Raw genomic sequence first — 18,597 nt, 5'->3', positions numbered from 1 at the left:
TCTTCCGGGCCTACGCCCACGGCGCGAGGATGATCTTCGGAGCTGCAACGACCCCTTTTCGCAATTCACGGAACGCCTCTGCCCCTTCAGACAGATTCCGTTCCTCGATCCAGTCCAGCGCGCCAAGGCGGCCATCAAAAATAGCCTGCGCGGTCTGCCGGAAATCCTCGGCCGTATATGTATAGGTGCCGATAAAAGTGATTTCCTGCAAGGTCATGCGGCGTATATCCAGCCCTCCGGCATCTTCTCCAAGCCCAACATGCGCGATCACCCCGCCCGATTGCGCCTGCGCCGAAGCCAAGGCGCGCGTGGCCGCATAACCGACCGCGTCTATCACCAGCGGGAAGGCATCCACCGTCTCTTTGACCACTTTGAAAGTTCCGATGCCTTGCAAGTAGGCCCGACGGCCGTCATTCGGCTCAACGATCACAACATCTTCGACCCCCATCGCTGACAAGGCCAAAGCCGCGGCCACACCGATGGCACCACCGCCGATCACCAGTGCTTTGAGCGCCATCGCCGGGTGCAATGCTTCTAGGCCCAGCCGTACCGCATGCCAGCTGACCGCCAGAGGCTCGGCCAATGCGGCCTTGACAAAGCTCACGTGGTTCGGCACTTTGACCAAATTGGTGTCGGGCATAGCAACGTATTGGGCAAAGGCACCCTCACGTGGCGGCATTGAGATGATCTGGCGATCCGCGCATAGGTTCTCGCGCCCCGAGGTACACGCAGGGCAGATGCCGCAGGCTACCAGCGGATTGATGGTCACGCGGGTCCCATCACGTGGTCCCCCAGTGATCGTTCCTGCCGCCTCATGCCCAAGGATCAACGGGGCCGGGCGGCGCGCGTCATGGCCCAGATAGGCGTGCATATCCGAGCCGCATATACCCACCGCTTCGATACGGATGAGGTGTTCGCCGAACTGCGGAGTGGCATCGGGAACATCCCGAAACGCCACCTGTTCAATACCTTCATAGACCAGAGCTTTCATTTCGCCGTGAACCCTCCGTCAACCATCAGCACCTGGCCGGTGACGTAATCCGAAGCCTTAGAGCACAAAAACAGGATCGGCCCGTCTATATCCTCTAACCGCCCATTGCGTTGAGTACAGGTTTGCGCTGCATTTCGCGCGGCACGATCGGGGTCATCGAATACAGCCTGCGTCAGCTCGGTCGGAAAGAAACCCGGACCGATGGCGTTTGCGGTGATACCGAATCGCGACCACGCCTCGGCCATTGCGCGGGTCAACTGACCTATCCCGGCTTTGGTTGCCCCATAGGCGACACCGCCCGGAAAGGCTCGCGTGGTTTGCAAGGATGCGAAATTGACGATCCGCCCCCAACCCCGATCCTTCATGGCAGGCACCATCGCCTGACTCAGGAAAAACGGTGCGCTCAGATTCAGCGCCAGCGTCGCGTCCCATCCTTCTGGCGTGACTTCATCCGCTGTCTCGCGGGTGTTTACTCCGGCGGCGTGGACGATAATGTCCGGCGCGCCGAACTTGGCACCGATGCGATCAACTAGAGCAACGATGTTAGACCTATCAGCGATGTCAGCGACTACGGCATCGGCATTTTCACCGATCTCGCTCTGCATTTCGGCTAACGCCTCGGCGCGCCGCGCAATACCGACGACACGCGCCCCCGCGGCAGCCAGCACCGCAGCCGACCGGCGGCCAAGACCCGAACTGGCCCCGGTGACACAGGCGACGCGCCCCGTCAGATCAAAGAGTGTTTTAGGGTCACCCATCTGCGGTCAGGTCGAACTGTTCATTGGGGAAATACTTGGCCAGGCGCACATCTGCGGCGCGGGCATGCCCTTCCATCCCTTCTAGGCGCGAAATGCGGGCGGTTGCCACCGCTATGGATTTGGAACCTTCCCGGGTTGCCCGCTGCCATGTCACGATTTTCATGTATTTGTGGACACTTAACCCGCCTGTATAGCTGGCCGCACCCGAGGTGGGCAGCACGTGGTTGGTGCCTGTGGCCTTGTCGCCATACGATACCGTGGTTTCCTCACCCAGAAAGAGTGATCCATAACAGGTCAACCGGTTCAGCCACCAATCAAGATCCTCGGCCTGAACGGTCAGGTGCTCCGGCGCGTATTCATCCGAACAGGCCGCCATTTCTTCACGGTCCGAACAGACGATGACCTCAGCATAGTCACGCCAAGCAGCAGCGGCGTTATCGCGATTCAACTCGGGCAGGTCTTCAATAAGCGAAGGCACCAGTTCCATGACCTTCTGCGCCAACCCGCGATCATCCGTCACCAGCCAGACCGGCGAGTTGTATCCGTGCTCGGCCTGACTGACCAAATCGGTCGCAACGACTTGGGCATCTGCGCTGCTATCGGCCAGGATCAGACTATCGGTTGGGCCTGCAATCATGTCGATGCCGACCTTGCCGTAGAGTATGCGCTTGGCCTCGGCCACGAACTGATTACCCGGACCCACAAGGATATTGGCGCGCGGCAGGCCGAACAAACCATATGTCATCGCCGCCACGCCCTGCACGCCGCCCATGGCCAGAATACTGTCGGCCCCACAGATATGCGCAGCATAGACGATCGCGGGTGCGACGCCTTCACCCGGCTTTGGCGGAGAGCAAGCTGTGATGTGGCGGCAACCCGCCACTTTGGCCGTTGTAACCGTCATGATGGCACTGGCGATATGGCTATACCGCCCGCCGGGCACATAGCAGCCTGCCGCATCCACCGGGATCGCCTTTTGACCTGCGACAAAGCCAGGCACGATCTCCATCTGCACATCCGACACGGTGGCCTTTTGCGTCTCGGCAAAGCGGCGCACATTGTCATGGGCAAAGCGTATATCTTCCTTAAGCTTCTCGGGCACCAACGCGATGGCAGCGTCGATTTCATCCTGGGTCATCAGGACATTCCCATCGAACTTGTCGAACTTGGCTGCATATTCCAACGCCTTGGCATCCCCTCCGGCCTCGATATCGGCCAGGATGGTCTTGACCGTATCGTGCACCTCGGTGGCATGGGATTGCGCCGTCAGGGTCGCCTTTTTCAGATAGTCACGCGGCATAGTCAGCAAGTCCTATTGGTAGATTTCAGGAAGCAAGGTGGTCGACACCGCCGGAACATAGGCGATCAGGATCACCACGATCAGCATCGTTAGTACGAAAGGCACGGCGCGGGCAGCAATCTTCAGAATGGACTCACCTGTAATGCCAGATACGACGAACAGGTTAAGACCAAGTGGCGGAGTGATAAAACCCACACCCAACGCGGTGATCATCATGATGCAAAACTGGATTTCGTTCATGCCGATATTGTCGGCCAGCGGTTTCAGGATCGGCGCAAGGATCACGATGTTCGGCGTCGTTTCCATGACGCAGCCCGCAGCGATCAGAATTCCGATCATCAGCAATATCAGTAGGTACGGATCATCTGTCAGCGAGGTCACCGAGGTCACAAAGCCCTGCGGCACGCCCATGATCGCCAGCGCCTCGGCCAGAGGGGCCGAGAAAGCAATGATCGGAAGGATCACACCATTCACCTTGGCCGAGCTAACCAGCATCGACGGGAAGTCAGCCAGTGTCAGCGTGCGCAGGATGAAGCCCATAATGATGGTGACAACCACGGCTGTTGCACCGGCCTCGGTCGGCGTCAGGCGGCCCGAGAAGATGCCGTAGAAGATGATGCCGGGTACGATGAAGGCATACCAGCCAGATTTCAGTGCCTTGCCCAGATTGGCCAGCCATTCGCCCATGGTCATCATGCCTCCGCCCTCATAGGCGTAGATGCGATTCATGATGATGTTTGTGATCAGAATCGAGATCAGAATGGCCAGACCAGGGATCAGCGCCGCCAGGAACAAAGTCGAAGCGGATATGCCCAGCACCAGACCGATGATGATATAGGCAATCGAAGGCGGGATCAGAATGCCGGTACAGGCCCCGGCTGCCACCAGCGCGCAGGCATAGGGGCGCGGATAGCCGCTTTCGACCAGTCGGTTGATCGTCATGCGGCCCACCGCTGCGGCTCCTGCCGCGTCCGAGCCCGAAATGGCCGCGAACATACCGCAGACAAGCACCGTGGCTGATCCGAAACCACCTTTGGCGAAACAGGTCAAAGCCTCGGCCACGTCCAGAAACTTGCGCGACAGACCGGTGCGCACCAACACGTCTCCGGTCAGGATAAACAGCGGGACGGCGGTCAGGGCAAAGGCGTCGATGCCAGTGAACAGGCTCTCACCTACAAGGCTCAGTGGCAGGTCACCGGACATGATCAACATAACAATCGCAGCAGAACCGATGGCGGCCCATACCGGAACGGCCACAGCGATCAGAGCAACGAACAGAATGACCGGGATATAGAAATCCCAACCCAGTTCAACGGTTTGATTGAGGGTATTCCAAAGCATCCGGTCTCTCCTCAGTCAAACAGCTTGTCGCCTTCGAAGACGGGCGTGCCGTCGCGAAGGGATTTCAAATCACGCAGGAAAGACTGGATCAGCCGCCAGATCATCAGCGCAAACCCAGTGGGTACAGCCATCAGGAACCAGACTTTGGAAACCCGAAGACCATCCGTCACCGACCCAAACTTGGCCGAGACGTGAACCGCCTCGAACGACCAGTACAACGCGATGATCGCTACGGCGAACATCACCAAATCGCCGAATATATACAGCAGCGCCTTGGGACGTTGTGGCAAATAATGCATGATCACGTCGATGCGGATATGGGCACGTTCCTTGACTGCCGCCGCCGCCCCGATCCACGCGAGATAGATAAAGGAATAACGGACGATTTCTTCGCCCCAGATCGAGGAAAACGCGAAAATCTCACGCCGCAAAACCTCGATGGCCATGGTTATGACCAGCATCACGTAGAAAACCAACAGCAGCCAGCGTTCTGCGTTGCGGTCTATGTTTTGAAGAACGGTCATCCGTATCCCTCGGCGATGGAACAGCCAGGCGCAGGCCTTCTGTCTCGGGCCCATTCAGGCCTGACTGTCAGTGGTAAAACCGGGCACCCAGCGTGGGTGCCCAAGATGGCATCACGCGTCGTGGACGTAGTATTTGCCCTGCGTTCCGGCGGCCTCGACCAGTTTTTCGAAGTTGTCCATAGAACCGGCCAGTTCGGTTTTGAACGGGTCCCATTCGGACCGTTGATAACCGCCAGCGTCTTGCCATTCGGCCAGCTGATCGCCGGTCAGAGACTGGAACTGCACGCCCGCCTTGTTCAGCTCGGCCATGGCATAGGCACGGGCTGAGGGCACCTTGGACAGGTTCTGGTGGCTGGTCATTTCCGAGCCCCACATGATGCCTTCCTGTACATCGGCGGGCATCGAGTTGAACCACTCAAGGTTACAGGAATAGACCTGACTGTCCGGCACCGCCTGCGTAAAGGTCACGTGGCTTAGGATATCCTTGAAGCCAAAGACATACAGCGCTCCAACGGACGGATCGAGCGCATCGGCCACGCCCTGTTTGATCGCCGAAGGTGTCTCGCCCCATGCCACTGGCGTCGGGTTCGCACCGACCATACGGTAATATTGCTGCAGCATTTTTGATCCCGGCACGCGGAACTTGATACCGCTCATATCACCCGGTGTGACGACCGGATTACCACCTTGACGCACCGCAACGACGCGCGGGTCGATCACCACGTAGAACAGCGCCTTGAACCCCGCGGCCTCGACCTTGGGATGAACTTCATTCTTCCAGGTGTCGGAGTGCACAAGGTTGGTGAAGCGCTGGTTCGAACCACAAAGATATGGCATGTTGATCAGGTCAACTGTCGATGCAAACGGGGCGAAGTTCGACAGCGAATGCTGTGCCGCCTGAATGGTGCCGCCCTGTACCTTTTGAACCAGCGAACCACCCGCGCCCAGTTGCCCGCCCGGAGCCAGCTTGACGTAAACTTTGCCATTGGTGGCGTTCTGGATGTTTTCCTTCAGGTCCAGCTGCATGATCGGATAGCTGCGAGATGCACCCAGCACATAGGCCGTCGCTATCGTCATCACATGCTCTGCGGCTTTTTCCCGCTCACTCTCTTCCTTGGCGGTCTGAGCTGCGGCTTCGGATGACCACAAAACACCCCCCGCTCCGGCAACCAAGGCTGCCGTAAAGGACCCGGCGGCACTGAGTTTCAGGAAATTGCGGCGCTCTGCTGATACCAATTCGTTTCTTTCGTCGTTCAATTTAATGCCCTCCCAAGCAAAAAGTCAGCTGTCGCTCTCGGCGTCGCGGTCAGCTTCCTTTTTCAAAATTGCGACAACGAACAGGATCGACGCCGCGAACAGGACCAACATTTCTCCTACGTCCCCAAGAAACGCACTGCCTGCAAAAGCCCCCATTGCGACGTTCGCAAAGTAGATGACGAACACGATGACGGATGCGATCAGAAACATTCTCCGGACTCCCTATAGATTCGGCCCGACGCCATTTGTAAGCGCTTACATGAAAAATGCAAGCGCTTACATAATCGCTTTTCTTGCACCATTCTTAAGTTTAGAGTTATTGGCAAAAGCAAATTACGGGTTTGAAAATGTCGAAACTTGGATCAGCGCCAACATTGGATGATGTCGCCAAACTGGCCGGGGTGTCGACGGCCACCGTTTCGCGCTGTCTGAACAACCCGGATCGCGTGGTCGAGGCAACGCGCCAGCGGGTGCTGTCCGCAGTGGATACGTTGGGCTATATGCCGAACTTTGCCGCGCGGGTGATGGCAGCCAAGCGGAGTTCGACAATTGGCGCGATCATTCCCACCATGGAAAATGCTATCTTTGCCCGCGGCCTACAGGCGTTTCAGGAAGAGTTGCACAAGCACGGCTATACCCTGCTGGTCTCAAGCTCGGCCTATGAACCCGATATCGAAGAAGAGCAGATCCGCACTCTGGTCGCGCGTGGCGCAGACGGGTTGCTGCTGATAGGGCATGATCGCAATCCGCGAATTTACAATGACCTTGAGCGCAGGAACATCCCCGCCCTGGTAGCCTGGTCCTATCTGCCCCACGCGCAGGTTGCCTCAATCGGATTTGATAACCGAACGGCGATGGCCGAGCTGGCAATCCGTGTAATCGAACTGGGGCACAGAAAGATCGGTGTGATTTCCGGCATCAGCGCGGGCAATGATAGAGCCCGACTGAGAATCGAAGGTGTCAAAAACGCATTCAGGCAGCATGATCTGCCTCCATCTGATCTAACAGTCATCGAAACACCATATGAGATAGAAAATGGTGCCCAGGCGTTTTCCCAGATGATGTCCCGGGTCAACCCGCCCACCGCAATTCTATGTGGCAACGATGTTCTGGCTGTTGGCGCCTTGCACAGGGCAAGAGAAATGGGGTTGCAGGTACCCAAGGACGTTTCCATCACTGGATTTGACGATATCGAGCTGGCGCGGATCGCCACGCCGGCCCTGACAACCGTGCATGTACCCCATCGGGAAATGGGCCGCCGCGCAGCGCTGGAGTTGGTCGGGATGCTTGAAAATCGCAGGGCTGGCACAGGCGTACGGCTGTCCACTCGCATAGTAGAACGTCAATCACTTGGGCCACCAGCTTAGGCGGCCTCAGCCTCCATCGTTCGGAAATCGTCCTTCAACCAGCTATGATTTGCGCACATCGGGTCGGTGAAATGCTGCCGGATCAGATTGGCCATCGCCTTCTGAATCAGTTTCGAGGTCGTTTCCGGGTATACCTCGGTTGTAAACAAAGACACCGTTCGCACGAAATTTCGACCGGGAAACGGAATGGCCCGGACACTGTCATGAAACCTCTGACCGCGGTGGAAACAGGCGGCGGTCGTTATCGCCCAGCCGCTGCCCTCGGCCACCAGACCAATGATTGAATGGTTGCATTCCATCTCAAACCGATTGGGCAGGTTGTACTTGCTCCGGGTCAACTGAATCTCGATCTGCTTGCCGATCATAAGGTCCCGAGAATAGCGCAGCAGCGGCAAATCCGCGTCTGGCTTCAACAAATCTTCAGGCGCGCCCTGATAGGCATTTGGCAGGATAACGATAAACGGATCGCGCATTAGCGGATATTCAATCAACCCCTCAGTCCGCTCAGACGGCCGGGTGGCCACCCCTGCATCCAGCTTGTGTTCCTGCAGATTGGCAATGATTTCATGACTAGGGCGCGTGTAGTGGCGGAAACTGCATCGTGGCAGGGCCTGAGCGAGAAAGCGGAACAAATCCGGCGCGATCTGATTGTCAAAATCGTCGATCAAAGCTAGCCGCAGGTCAGTCGCGTGCCGCCAGTTTCCGGAACGGATTTCGGCCTCGCCCCGTTTCAGCACCGTCAGCCCATCACGGACATAGCGCGCAAACACCTCACCGGCAGGTGTCAGGCCCATTGGACGTCGCCCGTGATCAACCAGATCTACACCCAGTGCTCCCTCAAGGCTGCGCAGGTGGTTCGAAACAGTGCTGATCGACAGCCCCGTCTCGGAGGCGACCTGCTGGATCGACCCCGATCTGGCAACCAAACGGAAGACTTCCAGCCATCGAAGGCTCAGAGTTTTCGACACCGCACACACCCATTGTTTCGATTTCTTCGAAAAGAACCCAAGCAAAGTTTAGCGCCATCGGCAATGGGGAAGTTGTTCAAAGAGCCTCGATCACGCCTTCATTCGCTCAAACCCCGGATCGTACGGCGAAGGCGGTATAACTGTGGCCCGCACGCGTTGACCGCAGGAATCCAGCTCCATATCGGCTCCTACCTCGGACTGTTCTGGATCAACAAACGCATGCGCAAGGTTCAGGCCGGTGCGATGCCCCCAATCGCCAGAGGTAACCGTGCCCACAACCTGATCCCCCCGCATCAGCGACGCGCCCGGATGGGCGGGCCGTTGTGTTTCGTGGATTTGCATCACAACGAGTTTCTTTTGCGGCCCCACCGCTTGGCGCGCCAGCAAGGCGTCACGCCCGATGAAAGCGCCCTTATCCAGCTTTACAAATCGATCCAACCCGGTTTCGAACGGATCGAATTCTGTGATCAGATCGGCTTTCCAATGCATAAAGCTTTTCTCCATGCGCATGGATTCAACCGCCCGCGCACCGAACAGCTTCAACCCATGCGTCTCGCCAGCCTGCCGCAACGCAAGATAAGCCGCATAAAGCGAGGCGTTGGGAACATGAATTTCATAAGCCAACTCGCCCGAGAAACTGACACCCATGACCGTGGCCGGAGCGATCCCGACAAAACATTCTCGGACGCTGAGCCACGGGAACGCCGTAGCAGACCAGTCGCCGCGAGCGCAGGCGGACAAGACATCGCGCGCCTTGGGGCCCGCAAGCACCAAGATGGTCTGGTCATTGGTCAGGCTGCGCAGGTGCACGTCTTCGCCAACGCGCATGTGTTGGGTGAGCCAGTCCATGTCATGGAACTCGCTGGCGGCGGCGGACCCGTACCACAGACGGTCTGACCCTCGATCACTGGCTGGCAAGTTAGCGACGGTCGCCTCGGCCTTGACCATGCCGTGATGGTTCAGCAGATAGCCCAGCCCTACCCGACCGTCGCGCCGCGTGACGGTGCCACAGAACATCCGATCCAGAAAACTGTGCCTGTCTGTGCCCGTGATTTCAATCCGGTTGAAACCGTTTACCTCGGCCAGCCCGACGCCTGTCTGAACATTGGCCACCTCGTCCGCGATCAGGTCGAATGTTTCGTCAAAATCGAAACTGAGTGTTGGGGAAAAGTCAGGGGAAGGCTTTATATACTCCACTCTCTCCCATCCATTGACCACCGTGAACGCGGCCCCTTCGGCCGCCAGAACAGGTGTCAGAGGCGTTGTTTTCGCCGGTCTGCCTGCGGGGCGGTGTTCGTGCGGGAAATGAAAGCGGAACTCGTTCTGATAGTCTTCGATTGCCTTCAACGCCGTCAACTCCACGTTCGCATGGCCAGTGAACCGACGCGGATCCAGGCACCACGTATCATAACACGCCTCACCATGGACGATCTGCTGGGCCAGCAACCAACCATGGCCGCCACCCTCACCCAGCCCAGCGCGCAGCCCGATGATGCAGAACGCGTTGCGCTTACCCGGGATCGGGCCAACCAAAGGTGCCCCGTCAATGGTATAGGTGATTGGCCCGTTGACAATCGTATGGACCCCGACCTCCATCAACGCAGGCATACGGGCAAACGCGCCTTCAAGAACATCGGTCACCCGGTCCAGATCGTCCGGGCACAGAGCGTTGACGAAGTTCGGATCGATCCCGTCCATGCCCCACGTTTTGCAGTCCTGCTCATAAAAGCCCAGCAACAGACCGTTCTTTTCTTGTCGACAGTAATAGTCGCTGATCGGACAGCGCAGCAGCGGCATCCGGTGTCCCGCGTCCCGAATGGCGGGGATTTCTTCGGTCAGGAAATATTGATGCTCCATCGACGCGACCGGATGATGAACCCCCATCATCGCGCCAACCTCATTGACCCTGTAGCCGCAGGCATTCACCACAATATCGCACTCGATGTCGCCATGTTCCGTATGCACGGTCCAAGTGTCGTCGCTGTGCTGCGTCAAGGCCGTGACGGGTGTGTTCCGATATACCTCGGCCCCTGCTTTGCGCGCCCTCCGCGCCAGTGCCTGACACAGTTGCGCCGGATCGATATCGCCGTCCATCGGATCCCACAGCCCGCCGATCAGGTTCTCGGTCGAGATCAGAGGATGGCGGCGGGCGCATTCCTCGGCATCGATCACCTCGAAATGCACATCCATCCCGCGCGCCATCGAGGCGAAATGACCATACCCCTGCATCTGCGCTTCGGTATTGGCCAAGCGAATTCCGCCATCGCCATGGTGGTAGTTGATAGGATAGTCCGGATCCTCGGCCAGTTCCTTATACAGCTGAATTGAGTGTGTTTTCAGACCCACCATCGTCTGGTTCATGCCGAAATTCGTAACCTGCGCTGCAGAATGCCAAGTGGTGCCCGAGGTCAATTCGTTCCGCTCAACCAGAACCACATCCGTCCACCCCTCTTGCGTCAGGTGATACAGCGTTGAACATCCGGCGATCCCGCCGCCTATCACAACAACCTTGGTACGCGACTTCATTGGCTCTGCTCCCTCTGGCCTGAGGTAAGTTTTGCGAAACAAAAGGTTCAAACAACAAAGGTGTCGGTTCTATTGAAAAAACGAAACTGCGATTGAGGATTCTGAAATTCGCAGTTCCCCTTTGCAGCGGACGCAGATTGCCGATTACCCTTCGCGAAAGACAATCGGGAAAGGAACTGGATGTCCTCGGAAGGAGCCAAAAGAAGCGGTCGCCGCGCTCGGCATGCTCAGCGTGCGGCAAAACCGATTGTCGATCCCTGCCCCCCCGGCCAAAGCGGCGGCATGTTCAAACCGTTGACACAACCCGAAATCCAGCAAATCTATGACACCGCTTTACGCTTGTTGGAAACGCTCGGCATGGGCGATGTCCCGGACCGGCTGGCCGCCGACCTGAGGGCAGCGGGCGCACAATCCGGAGAGCCGGGCAGGCTAATCTTCCCGCGCAATATGGTGGAACGCGCGATTGCGACCGCCGCCAAGACGTTCACCTTCCATGGCCGGGACCAGGCGCGCTCAATCGAAGTCGGCGGCGACCGCGTGTTCTTTGGAACCGGAGGCGCGGCTGTGCAAACACTAGACATGGAAAGCGGCCTTTACCGCCCCTCGACGCTGGCTGATCTACACGACTTTACGCGGCTACAAGATACATTGACCAATGTCAGTTGGTTCACTCGCTGTTGCGTCGCGACCGATCTGCCCGACGTCCTCGATCTGGACGTCAACACGGTTTACGCGCTGGTGCGCAACACGACCAAACCGGTGGCAACCTCGTTCACATTGGCCGAACACGTCGCACCCATTGTCGAGATGCTGGACATCGTAGCCGGAGGACCCGGAGAGTTCGCCAAGCGCCCCTTTTTGAAAGCACATATCAGCCCGGTGATCTCTCCGCTGCGATATGGCGAGGATGCGGTGGACGTGGTCTATGAATGTGTGGCCCACAATATCCCCATGTCTTGCATCACCGCCGCGCAGGCGGGTGCGACCGCCCCTGCGACTTTCGCTGGCTTTCTAGCGCAATCTCTGGCGGAAACGCTGGCCAGTCTGGTCATGGTCAACACGATCCAACCTGGCTTTCCAATGGTGTTTTCCAACTGGCCCTTCATCGTGGACTTGCGCACAGGATCCTTCGCCGGAGGCAGCGGTGAAACTGCCATTCTGAACGCGGCATCGGCGCAAATCACCAACTGGATGGGCCTGCCCTCGGGTGTTGCGGCCTCAATGACCGACGCCAAGGCCATTGATGCGCAATATGGGGCCGAGAAAGGAATAACGTCCCTTGCCGCAGCGCTGGCCGGGGGCAACCTGATCTATGAAAGCTCGGGCATGACAGCCTCGCTTTTGGGCGCCAGTTTCGAAGCCTTCGTGTTGGACAACGAGATGCACTCGCACACCTACCGCGCATTGCGCGGGATCGAAGTGACCGAGGAAAACCTGGGCTTTGATGCGATCTGTCAATCGGTTCTGGGCGACGGGCATTTCCTTGGCAGTGCCCACACTTACGCAGCGATGGAGCGAGACTATTTCTACCCCGCCCTCGCCGACCGGAACGAGCCGCGCACGTGGCAGGAGGAAGGCGCGACCGACGCTTGGTCGGCTGCGCGCGAAAAGGCCAAAGAAGTGTTGGCCACGCATCATCCAGAATATCTGACGCCCGAGCAGGATGCCAAGATTCGCAATCGCTTTCGCATCCTGATCTGAACGCGCATTTCCAAGCCACAATTCTGCGGCTAGGCTCATCTCAAGAAACACCGAAGACGGGGACCTCATGACCAGTTCATTTTTTCAGCCGGTTTCAGCGATGGAGCTAGCCCGGTTCGCCGGCATTCCAACCTTCATGCGGTTGCCCAGCATGACACTGGACCACGACCGCATTGCCGAAGTTGAACTGGGCCTGATCGGCATTCCCTGGGATGGCGGCACCACCAACCGCCCCGGCGCGCGGCACGGACCGCGCCAGCTGCGGGATTATTCGACAATGATCCGGGCGATGAACCCGGTCACAGGCGTCGCGCCGTTTTCACTGGTCAATTGTGCCGATCTGGGCGACGTCGCGCCGAACCCGGTGGATATCGGAGATACTCTGGATCGGGTGACTGCGTTCTACTCGGACCTTCACGACCGGGGCATTGCGCCCTTGACCGCCGGAGGGGACCACCTGACCACCCTGCCCGTTCTGCGCGCGCTGGCGAAATCCGGCCCGCTTGGTCTGATCCAATTCGACAGCCATACCGACCTGTTCGACAGTTATTTCGGCGGCCACAAATTCACCCACGGCACCCCGTTCCGTCGTGCGGTCGAGGAAGGGCTGGTTGACCCCAAACGCTTTGTTCAGGTTGGCATTCGCGGCACCGCCTATAACACGGAGGACATTGAATGGGGCGAAGCGCAGGGCATCCGCATCATCCGCATCGAGGAATTGTTCGATCGGGGCATCGATGACGTCATGGCCGAGGTGCGCAGCATTGTCGGAACGGCGCCGACCTATTGCACCTATGATATCGACTTTGTCGACCCGACCTATGCGCCCGGCACCGGCACGCCGGAAATAGGCGGGCCGAACAGTTTTCAGGCGCAACAGGTCATTCGCAAGATGGCGGGCATCAATCTGGTCGGCGCTGATCTGGTCGAGGTCGCGCCGCCCTTCGATCCCGAGGGCGGCACAGCCTGGCTTGGTATTTCGCTGATGTTCGAACTGCTCTGCGTTCTGGCGCAGGCCGTGGACGCGCGGCGGCCTTAAGCCCCGCTTACGTTTTCAGCGATCATCGAGATCATCTCGAACATCACCGCTGCTGCAGTCAGGGCGGTGATGTTGTTGGGGCTGTCCTTGGTCGGCATCATGCAAACGACGTCTCCGCCAACAATGTTCAATCCGCGTGCGGCGCGCAGGATACCGACGGCTTCGTCAATGTCGAACCCCTTCTCGCCGGGTTCCAGATTGGATACCGCCGGTGCAACCGTCGGGTCGAGGCAATCCAGATCGAAGGTGATATAGACCGGACGGTCGCCCAGAACCTCGCGCGTCTGTGCCACCACATCCTCAAGCCCGCGCTGCTGGAATTCGCGCATAGTGACGATGTTATAGCCATAGTCATATGAGGGTTGCAGCCAGTCCAGACTGCGCGGATGCCCTCTTAGACCGATCTGCATGGATCGTGTCGGGTCAACCTGTCCCTGATCGGCCAGATACGCCCCCCAATGCGCCGCCGATTTCTTGGCGCCCAGAAAATGGTCGACCTTGGTGAACACATCCGTGTGGGCGTCCAGATGCAGAAAGCTGATCGGTTCACCACCTGCCAGCTTGCCCCGGCCCAGCGCCTGTACGATCCCGCCAGTGATCGAATGATCGCCTCCGACAGAAACAGGCCGCGCGCCTGCTGCGTCGATTTCTTTGTAGAATTCAGTGATCCGTTCGATGCAGTCTTCGTTGTCATTGGCCTTGGGGAACGGCACGTCGCCCACATCGGCAATCCGTGCGCTGTTCCAGGGGTCGATCCCGAACAGCGAATGCACCCGACGCTGCACGGCCGACACGTGACGCAGAGCACGTGGACCTAGATGCTGATCCCGTTCGGTCGTGCCGTTGCCGGTGGAATGGGGCACGCCCGCCAGCGCAATATCCTGCCCTTCAGGCCCTAAATTCGGGCAGCGGAACAAGGTGGGCACTCCCCACCAGTAAAGGTTTTCCATCATGGATTGTTCATAACGGTCGGTCATTGTCTTCCCCGGTAAAAGAAAAACGCCCCCGGCGACTACCGGGGGCGGGTTTGTTTAGATTTTCTCGTCTTCTCGCCGGAAAGCCCCTTGCACGATCCGGTCCATCACCATGGCGAGGAACAGGATTGCAAAGCCACCCAGCAGGCCCGGCCCCTTGGCGGCGTATTGCAGCGCCTCAAGGATTTCCTTGCCCAGACCACCACCACCAATCAGCGAGATGATGACCACCATCGACAGGCACATCAGGATGGTCTGATTGACCCCCGTCATGATCGACGGCAGGGCCAGCGGGATTTCGACGTCCTTCAGCAGCTGCCATTTCGAGGCGCCAAAGGCCACGGCGGCCTCTTTGATACTGTCCGGAACGCCGCGCATCCCCAATGCCGTCAGACGAATGACAGGCGGCATCCCAAAGATGATCGTGGCCAGAATACCCGGCGGGTTACCGGTGCCGAAAAAGGCGATAATCGGGATCAGATAGACGAAGGCTGGAAGCGTCTGCATCAGGTCCAGCACCGGCTCGGCCGCGCGATAGGCGCGTTTGGACTTGCCGAACCAGATACCCAACGGAATACCAAATACAACACACAGCAACACAGCAGCACCAACCAGTGCCACCGTCTCCATTGCCACATCCCAGTAACCCAGCAGGGCGATATAGGCCAACGAGGCCGCGGTGAAGATCGCCACCCGCGGCCCCGCCGCACGCCATGCCGTAACGCAGATGACCAGCATAACAACCGGCCACGGAGACCCTATCAACGCAATGGTCAATGCATCCAGAACCGACCTGACACCAGCCACAATCCCGTCAAAAACATCGCCCCCGGCAGCAGCCGCAGCGTCGATCTGCGCTTCCATCCAACTGGCGAGGTTTGAGAACAATGTTCCCTGCCCCTCACCCAAAATCATGGCCGAGACCTGTTGTTCAGGGAAGGCATCCAGCATCGCCAATGAGGCGTTCACCGTGAATTTGTAGATGATCAGCGGTGCAATTGCAGCCACCAGTACGGCACCCAGTACCGTGTTGCGCGTCGACCGGCCACTTTCCGTACTGGCCGGATCAATCCGCCATTTCGAGTACTGCTTTTCATAGACTCGGTCCGCGTAGAAACCCTGAGCCAGCTTGAAAACCAGCAACATCAGTAGGCCGGTGATCATGATCCCCGTCGCCTCGGACTGCGCGGCCTGCGCCTGCGCAAAGCTGTTATCCGCAGCCTTCTGGATGTTCTCGGCCAGTTTGGTGAACCGGTCTATGTCGGCTTTTTCAGAGGCATCGGCGGCCCTTCCCAGCAACTCGTCTGCGCGGGCTTGCTGCCGTTCGGCCCGTTCGGCCAGATCAGCACCGGGGTTGCCCCATGCACCGCGACCGATCTGCACCCACGCAATGATTTCCAGGATCAGGAAGGTCCAGAACATGCCCCAGATTGCGCGCGACGCCGACCAGAAAGGCCCGAGCACCGCCGCCCAATGGTTGAACGTATTGGGCACCGGGCTGGTCGCATCGTGGATTTTGTGGAACGCATTGACATAGTAGTCGCCATTTGGTCCGGCAAAGTCGTGAATGGACTGGTCCAGCGCCTCGCGGTCGACCTCGATATCAGAGGCGGCCGTGACTTTCACTTCCATTGCTGCATCAGTCATTTTTGCCCCCCTGAATTCCACGCAGCAGGCGCGGCTTGGTTACAACGCCTACATCTGCGCCCGCATCGGTGATGACGACCGGCATTTCGGTATTCACCGCCAAATCAATCAACTGATCCAGATCTGATCCCTCATCCGCGCGTGGCGCACCGTCGAGCGATCCAGAATAGCTGTCCATCGGCTCCATAATCGAATGCGCCTTGACCAGTTTGAGCTTTGAAATGCCCTGTACGAACTCGCGCACATAGTCGTCTGCCGGGTTCATGACGATGTCTTCCGGCGTGCCGATTTGCACGATCACACCATCTTTCATGATGGCAATCCGATGGCCGATGCGAATGGCCTCATCCAGATCGTGAGTAATGAACAACGTTGTTTTCTGAAGCTGCGCCACCAGTGCCTTGAACTGATCCTGCAATTGTAGCCGGATCAGCGGGTCAAGGGCCGAGAACGGTTCGTCCATCAACAGGATTTCCGGGTCCGACGCCAGCGCGCGGGCAATCCCCACCCGCTGCTGCATCCCGCCCGACAGTTCTTTCGGCAGACGATCTTCGTACCCGGTCAGGTCAACCAATCCCAGCGCGTGATCAGAGACCGCCCAGCGCTTGGATTTCGATACCTTCCGGATTTCCAATGGATAGGCCACGTTATCCCGCACCGAGCGGTGCGGCATCAGCGCCATATGCTGGAACACCATCCCAATCTGCTGTGCCCGGATACGGCGCAACTCGGACTCGGAAATTTTGGACACGTCATGGCCCAAAATCTCGATCTTGCCCGAGGTCGGCTCGATCAGGCGGTTCACGTGCCGCACCAGCGTAGATTTGCCCGAGCCCGACAAGCCCATGATGCAGAAAATCTCACCCCGAGGCACTTCGAAGGTGGCGCCCTGCACACCCACGACGCAATTGAATCTCTCAAGAACTTCAGGCTTTCCGATGCCCTCGTTCCGCACGGCGGTCATGGCTTCTTCGGCCCGTGCGCCAAAGATCTTCCAGACATCCGTCAGCTTTACGACTGTTTCGGTCATTTTTGTCCCTTTGATGCAGAACAGGCCACCGAACGAATCCGGCAGCCTGTCTGAGTTTCAGCTTGGATCAGCGTCAATCACTGAGACATCCAGTCCAGAACGGCATCCTCGTTCGTGGCGACCCATTCTTCGGCATAGGCCAACGGCTCTTTGCCTTCGATTACCAGCGCGTAGGTCATGGCGGATACCGCATCGGTGTCCAACTTCATGTTGGCCAGCATCTGGGCGACCTCGGGATACTCCTCTTCAAGAGACTTTGCATAATGCAGGTGCAGATACGCCAGATCCCACGCTACCCCTGCTTCGGATTTCTCAAGCCATTCAGGATCGTCAGTGGGCTGGAGAACATTCCACTTGGAGGCGTCATAAGCTGGTTCTTCCAAAATCTGCATGTCATGCAGCGCAAACACGTAATGAGGCGTGTAGCAGAATCCGACCCACGGCTCGCCTGCCTTGATCGCGTTATCCAGATTCGCGTAGGCCACAGTTTCGTCGATCTCGGTCAGCTCCATGACCTGATCATAGCCATAGGATTTGGCGCGGATTTTTTCAACATTGGTCGAGGCCCAACCCGGCGCACCTATCCAGACCTCGCCCTGACCGTCGCCATTGCTATCAAATAGCGCGGCAATGTCGGGGTTGGTCAAATCGTCGATTGAGCGGATATCGTTTGCATCCGCTGTTGCCTTGTCGACGCACATGCCTTGGAAGGCTTCAACACCATTAGCGTTGAACGCAACGGTGCCTTTATCGGTGACGTATGTGTCGTGTAGGTTTTGCTGGTTCGGCATCCAAACCTCAGGGTGGACATGCATCGCACCGGAATCCATTGCCTCGAAAACGATCGGGTTGGTACCGTTCTGCAATTCAACTTCCAGCCCTAGGTTCTGTTCAATCGCCACCTTCAGGATATGCGCGGTAGCGTTCACCGAAGGCCAGTTCGGCACACCTATTACGATATCCGCTGCCATCGCCGGTCCGGCGACCGCCATTGATACGCTTCCCAGTAGCGTTGCAAATTTTTTCATCTGATATCTCCATGTTGGTAGTCTGTCGTTTTTTGTCTCGGTCCGGACGGGGCGCGCCTTTTAGACAATTGTCGGCAGGCAAAGCCTCCGGATCATTTTGGCCAACGGCATGATTGCACCGTTTTGACCGGAAAAGTGAAACATGC

16 protein-coding genes are annotated in these 18,597 nt (G+C 58.1%); 3 read left to right on the top strand and 13 right to left on the bottom strand.

The window, feature by feature from the left end:
* Positions 1-10 precede the first annotated feature (10 nt).
* The 7 genes from ACR0D7_RS13675 to ACR0D7_RS13645 all read right to left on the bottom strand — a co-directional run bounded on the left by ACR0D7_RS13675 (position 11) and on the right by ACR0D7_RS13645 (position 6,381).
* Complete coding sequence (locus ACR0D7_RS13675; RefSeq protein WP_480679496.1) at positions 11-991, bottom strand: alcohol dehydrogenase catalytic domain-containing protein; 981 nt, start codon at positions 989-991, stop codon at positions 11-13.
* Positions 988-1,749, bottom strand: a complete 762-nt coding sequence (locus ACR0D7_RS13670; RefSeq protein WP_480679495.1) for an SDR family NAD(P)-dependent oxidoreductase — start codon at positions 1,747-1,749, stop codon at positions 988-990. The genes ACR0D7_RS13675 and ACR0D7_RS13670 overlap by 4 nt, the downstream gene beginning before the upstream one ends.
* Complete coding sequence (hisD, locus tag ACR0D7_RS13665) at positions 1,742-3,049, bottom strand: histidinol dehydrogenase (RefSeq protein ID WP_480679494.1); 1,308 nt, start codon at positions 3,047-3,049, stop codon at positions 1,742-1,744. The genes ACR0D7_RS13670 and hisD overlap by 8 nt, the downstream gene beginning before the upstream one ends.
* A gap of 12 nt (positions 3,050-3,061) precedes the next feature.
* The gene (locus ACR0D7_RS13660) at positions 3,062-4,390 is read right to left on the bottom strand and encodes a TRAP transporter large permease (RefSeq protein ID WP_170381989.1); all 1,329 of its coding nucleotides are present in this window, start codon (positions 4,388-4,390) and stop codon (positions 3,062-3,064) included.
* 11 nt (positions 4,391-4,401) lie between these two features.
* Complete coding sequence (locus tag ACR0D7_RS13655; protein ID WP_480679493.1) at positions 4,402-4,914, bottom strand: TRAP transporter small permease; 513 nt, start codon at positions 4,912-4,914, stop codon at positions 4,402-4,404.
* Positions 4,915-5,025: 111 nt separating this feature from the next.
* On the bottom strand, positions 5,026-6,171 hold the full coding sequence (locus ACR0D7_RS13650) for a TRAP transporter substrate-binding protein (protein ID WP_480679492.1): 1,146 nt from the start codon (positions 6,169-6,171) through the stop codon (positions 5,026-5,028).
* A gap of 24 nt (positions 6,172-6,195) precedes the next feature.
* Complete coding sequence (locus tag ACR0D7_RS13645) at positions 6,196-6,381, bottom strand: hypothetical protein (RefSeq protein ID WP_170381986.1); 186 nt, start codon at positions 6,379-6,381, stop codon at positions 6,196-6,198.
* 137 nt (positions 6,382-6,518) lie between these two features.
* Between ACR0D7_RS13645 and ACR0D7_RS13640 the strand changes: the two genes are divergently transcribed.
* Positions 6,519-7,538, top strand: coding sequence for a LacI family DNA-binding transcriptional regulator (locus ACR0D7_RS13640; protein ID WP_480679491.1), 1,020 nt, complete (start codon positions 6,519-6,521; stop codon positions 7,536-7,538).
* Here the strand turns inward: ACR0D7_RS13640 and ACR0D7_RS13635 are convergent.
* Positions 7,535-8,506, bottom strand: coding sequence for a LysR family transcriptional regulator (locus ACR0D7_RS13635; RefSeq protein ID WP_170576046.1), 972 nt, complete (start codon positions 8,504-8,506; stop codon positions 7,535-7,537). The two genes, ACR0D7_RS13640 and ACR0D7_RS13635, sit on opposite strands and share 4 nt — an antisense overlap.
* 90 nt (positions 8,507-8,596) lie before the next feature.
* A complete protein-coding gene (locus tag ACR0D7_RS13630) occupies positions 8,597-11,032 on the bottom strand; it encodes a GcvT family protein (RefSeq protein WP_480679490.1) in 2,436 nt (811 codons plus the stop codon).
* Between the two features lie 180 nt (positions 11,033-11,212).
* Between ACR0D7_RS13630 and ACR0D7_RS13625 the strand changes: the two genes are divergently transcribed.
* Positions 11,213-12,733, top strand: a complete 1,521-nt coding sequence (locus ACR0D7_RS13625; protein WP_480679489.1) for a trimethylamine methyltransferase family protein — start codon at positions 11,213-11,215, stop codon at positions 12,731-12,733.
* 67 nt (positions 12,734-12,800) lie between these two features.
* Positions 12,801-13,772, top strand: coding sequence for an agmatinase (locus ACR0D7_RS13620; protein WP_480679488.1), 972 nt, complete (start codon positions 12,801-12,803; stop codon positions 13,770-13,772).
* Here the strand turns inward: ACR0D7_RS13620 and ACR0D7_RS13615 are convergent.
* From ACR0D7_RS13615 to ACR0D7_RS13600, 4 genes are all read right to left on the bottom strand, one after another.
* Positions 13,769-14,749, bottom strand: a complete 981-nt coding sequence (locus ACR0D7_RS13615; protein ID WP_480679487.1) for an arginase family protein — start codon at positions 14,747-14,749, stop codon at positions 13,769-13,771. The genes ACR0D7_RS13620 and ACR0D7_RS13615 overlap by 4 nt on opposite strands.
* 54 nt (positions 14,750-14,803) lie before the next feature.
* A complete protein-coding gene (locus tag ACR0D7_RS13610; RefSeq protein ID WP_480679486.1) occupies positions 14,804-16,393 on the bottom strand; it encodes an ABC transporter permease in 1,590 nt (529 codons plus the stop codon).
* On the bottom strand, positions 16,386-17,423 hold the full coding sequence (locus ACR0D7_RS13605) for a quaternary amine ABC transporter ATP-binding protein (protein WP_480679485.1): 1,038 nt from the start codon (positions 17,421-17,423) through the stop codon (positions 16,386-16,388). The genes ACR0D7_RS13610 and ACR0D7_RS13605 overlap by 8 nt, the downstream gene beginning before the upstream one ends.
* A 77-nt stretch (positions 17,424-17,500) precedes the next feature.
* Positions 17,501-18,451 carry an ABC transporter substrate-binding protein gene (locus ACR0D7_RS13600; protein WP_480679484.1) on the bottom strand — a complete coding sequence of 317 codons (951 nt, stop codon included), beginning with the start codon at positions 18,449-18,451 and terminating at the stop codon, positions 17,501-17,503.
* Between the last annotated feature and the right edge of the window lie 146 nt (positions 18,452-18,597).

This window comes from Ruegeria sp. BB7 (assembly GCF_056539365.1).
This window is presented reverse-complemented; position numbering and strand designations above follow the sequence as displayed.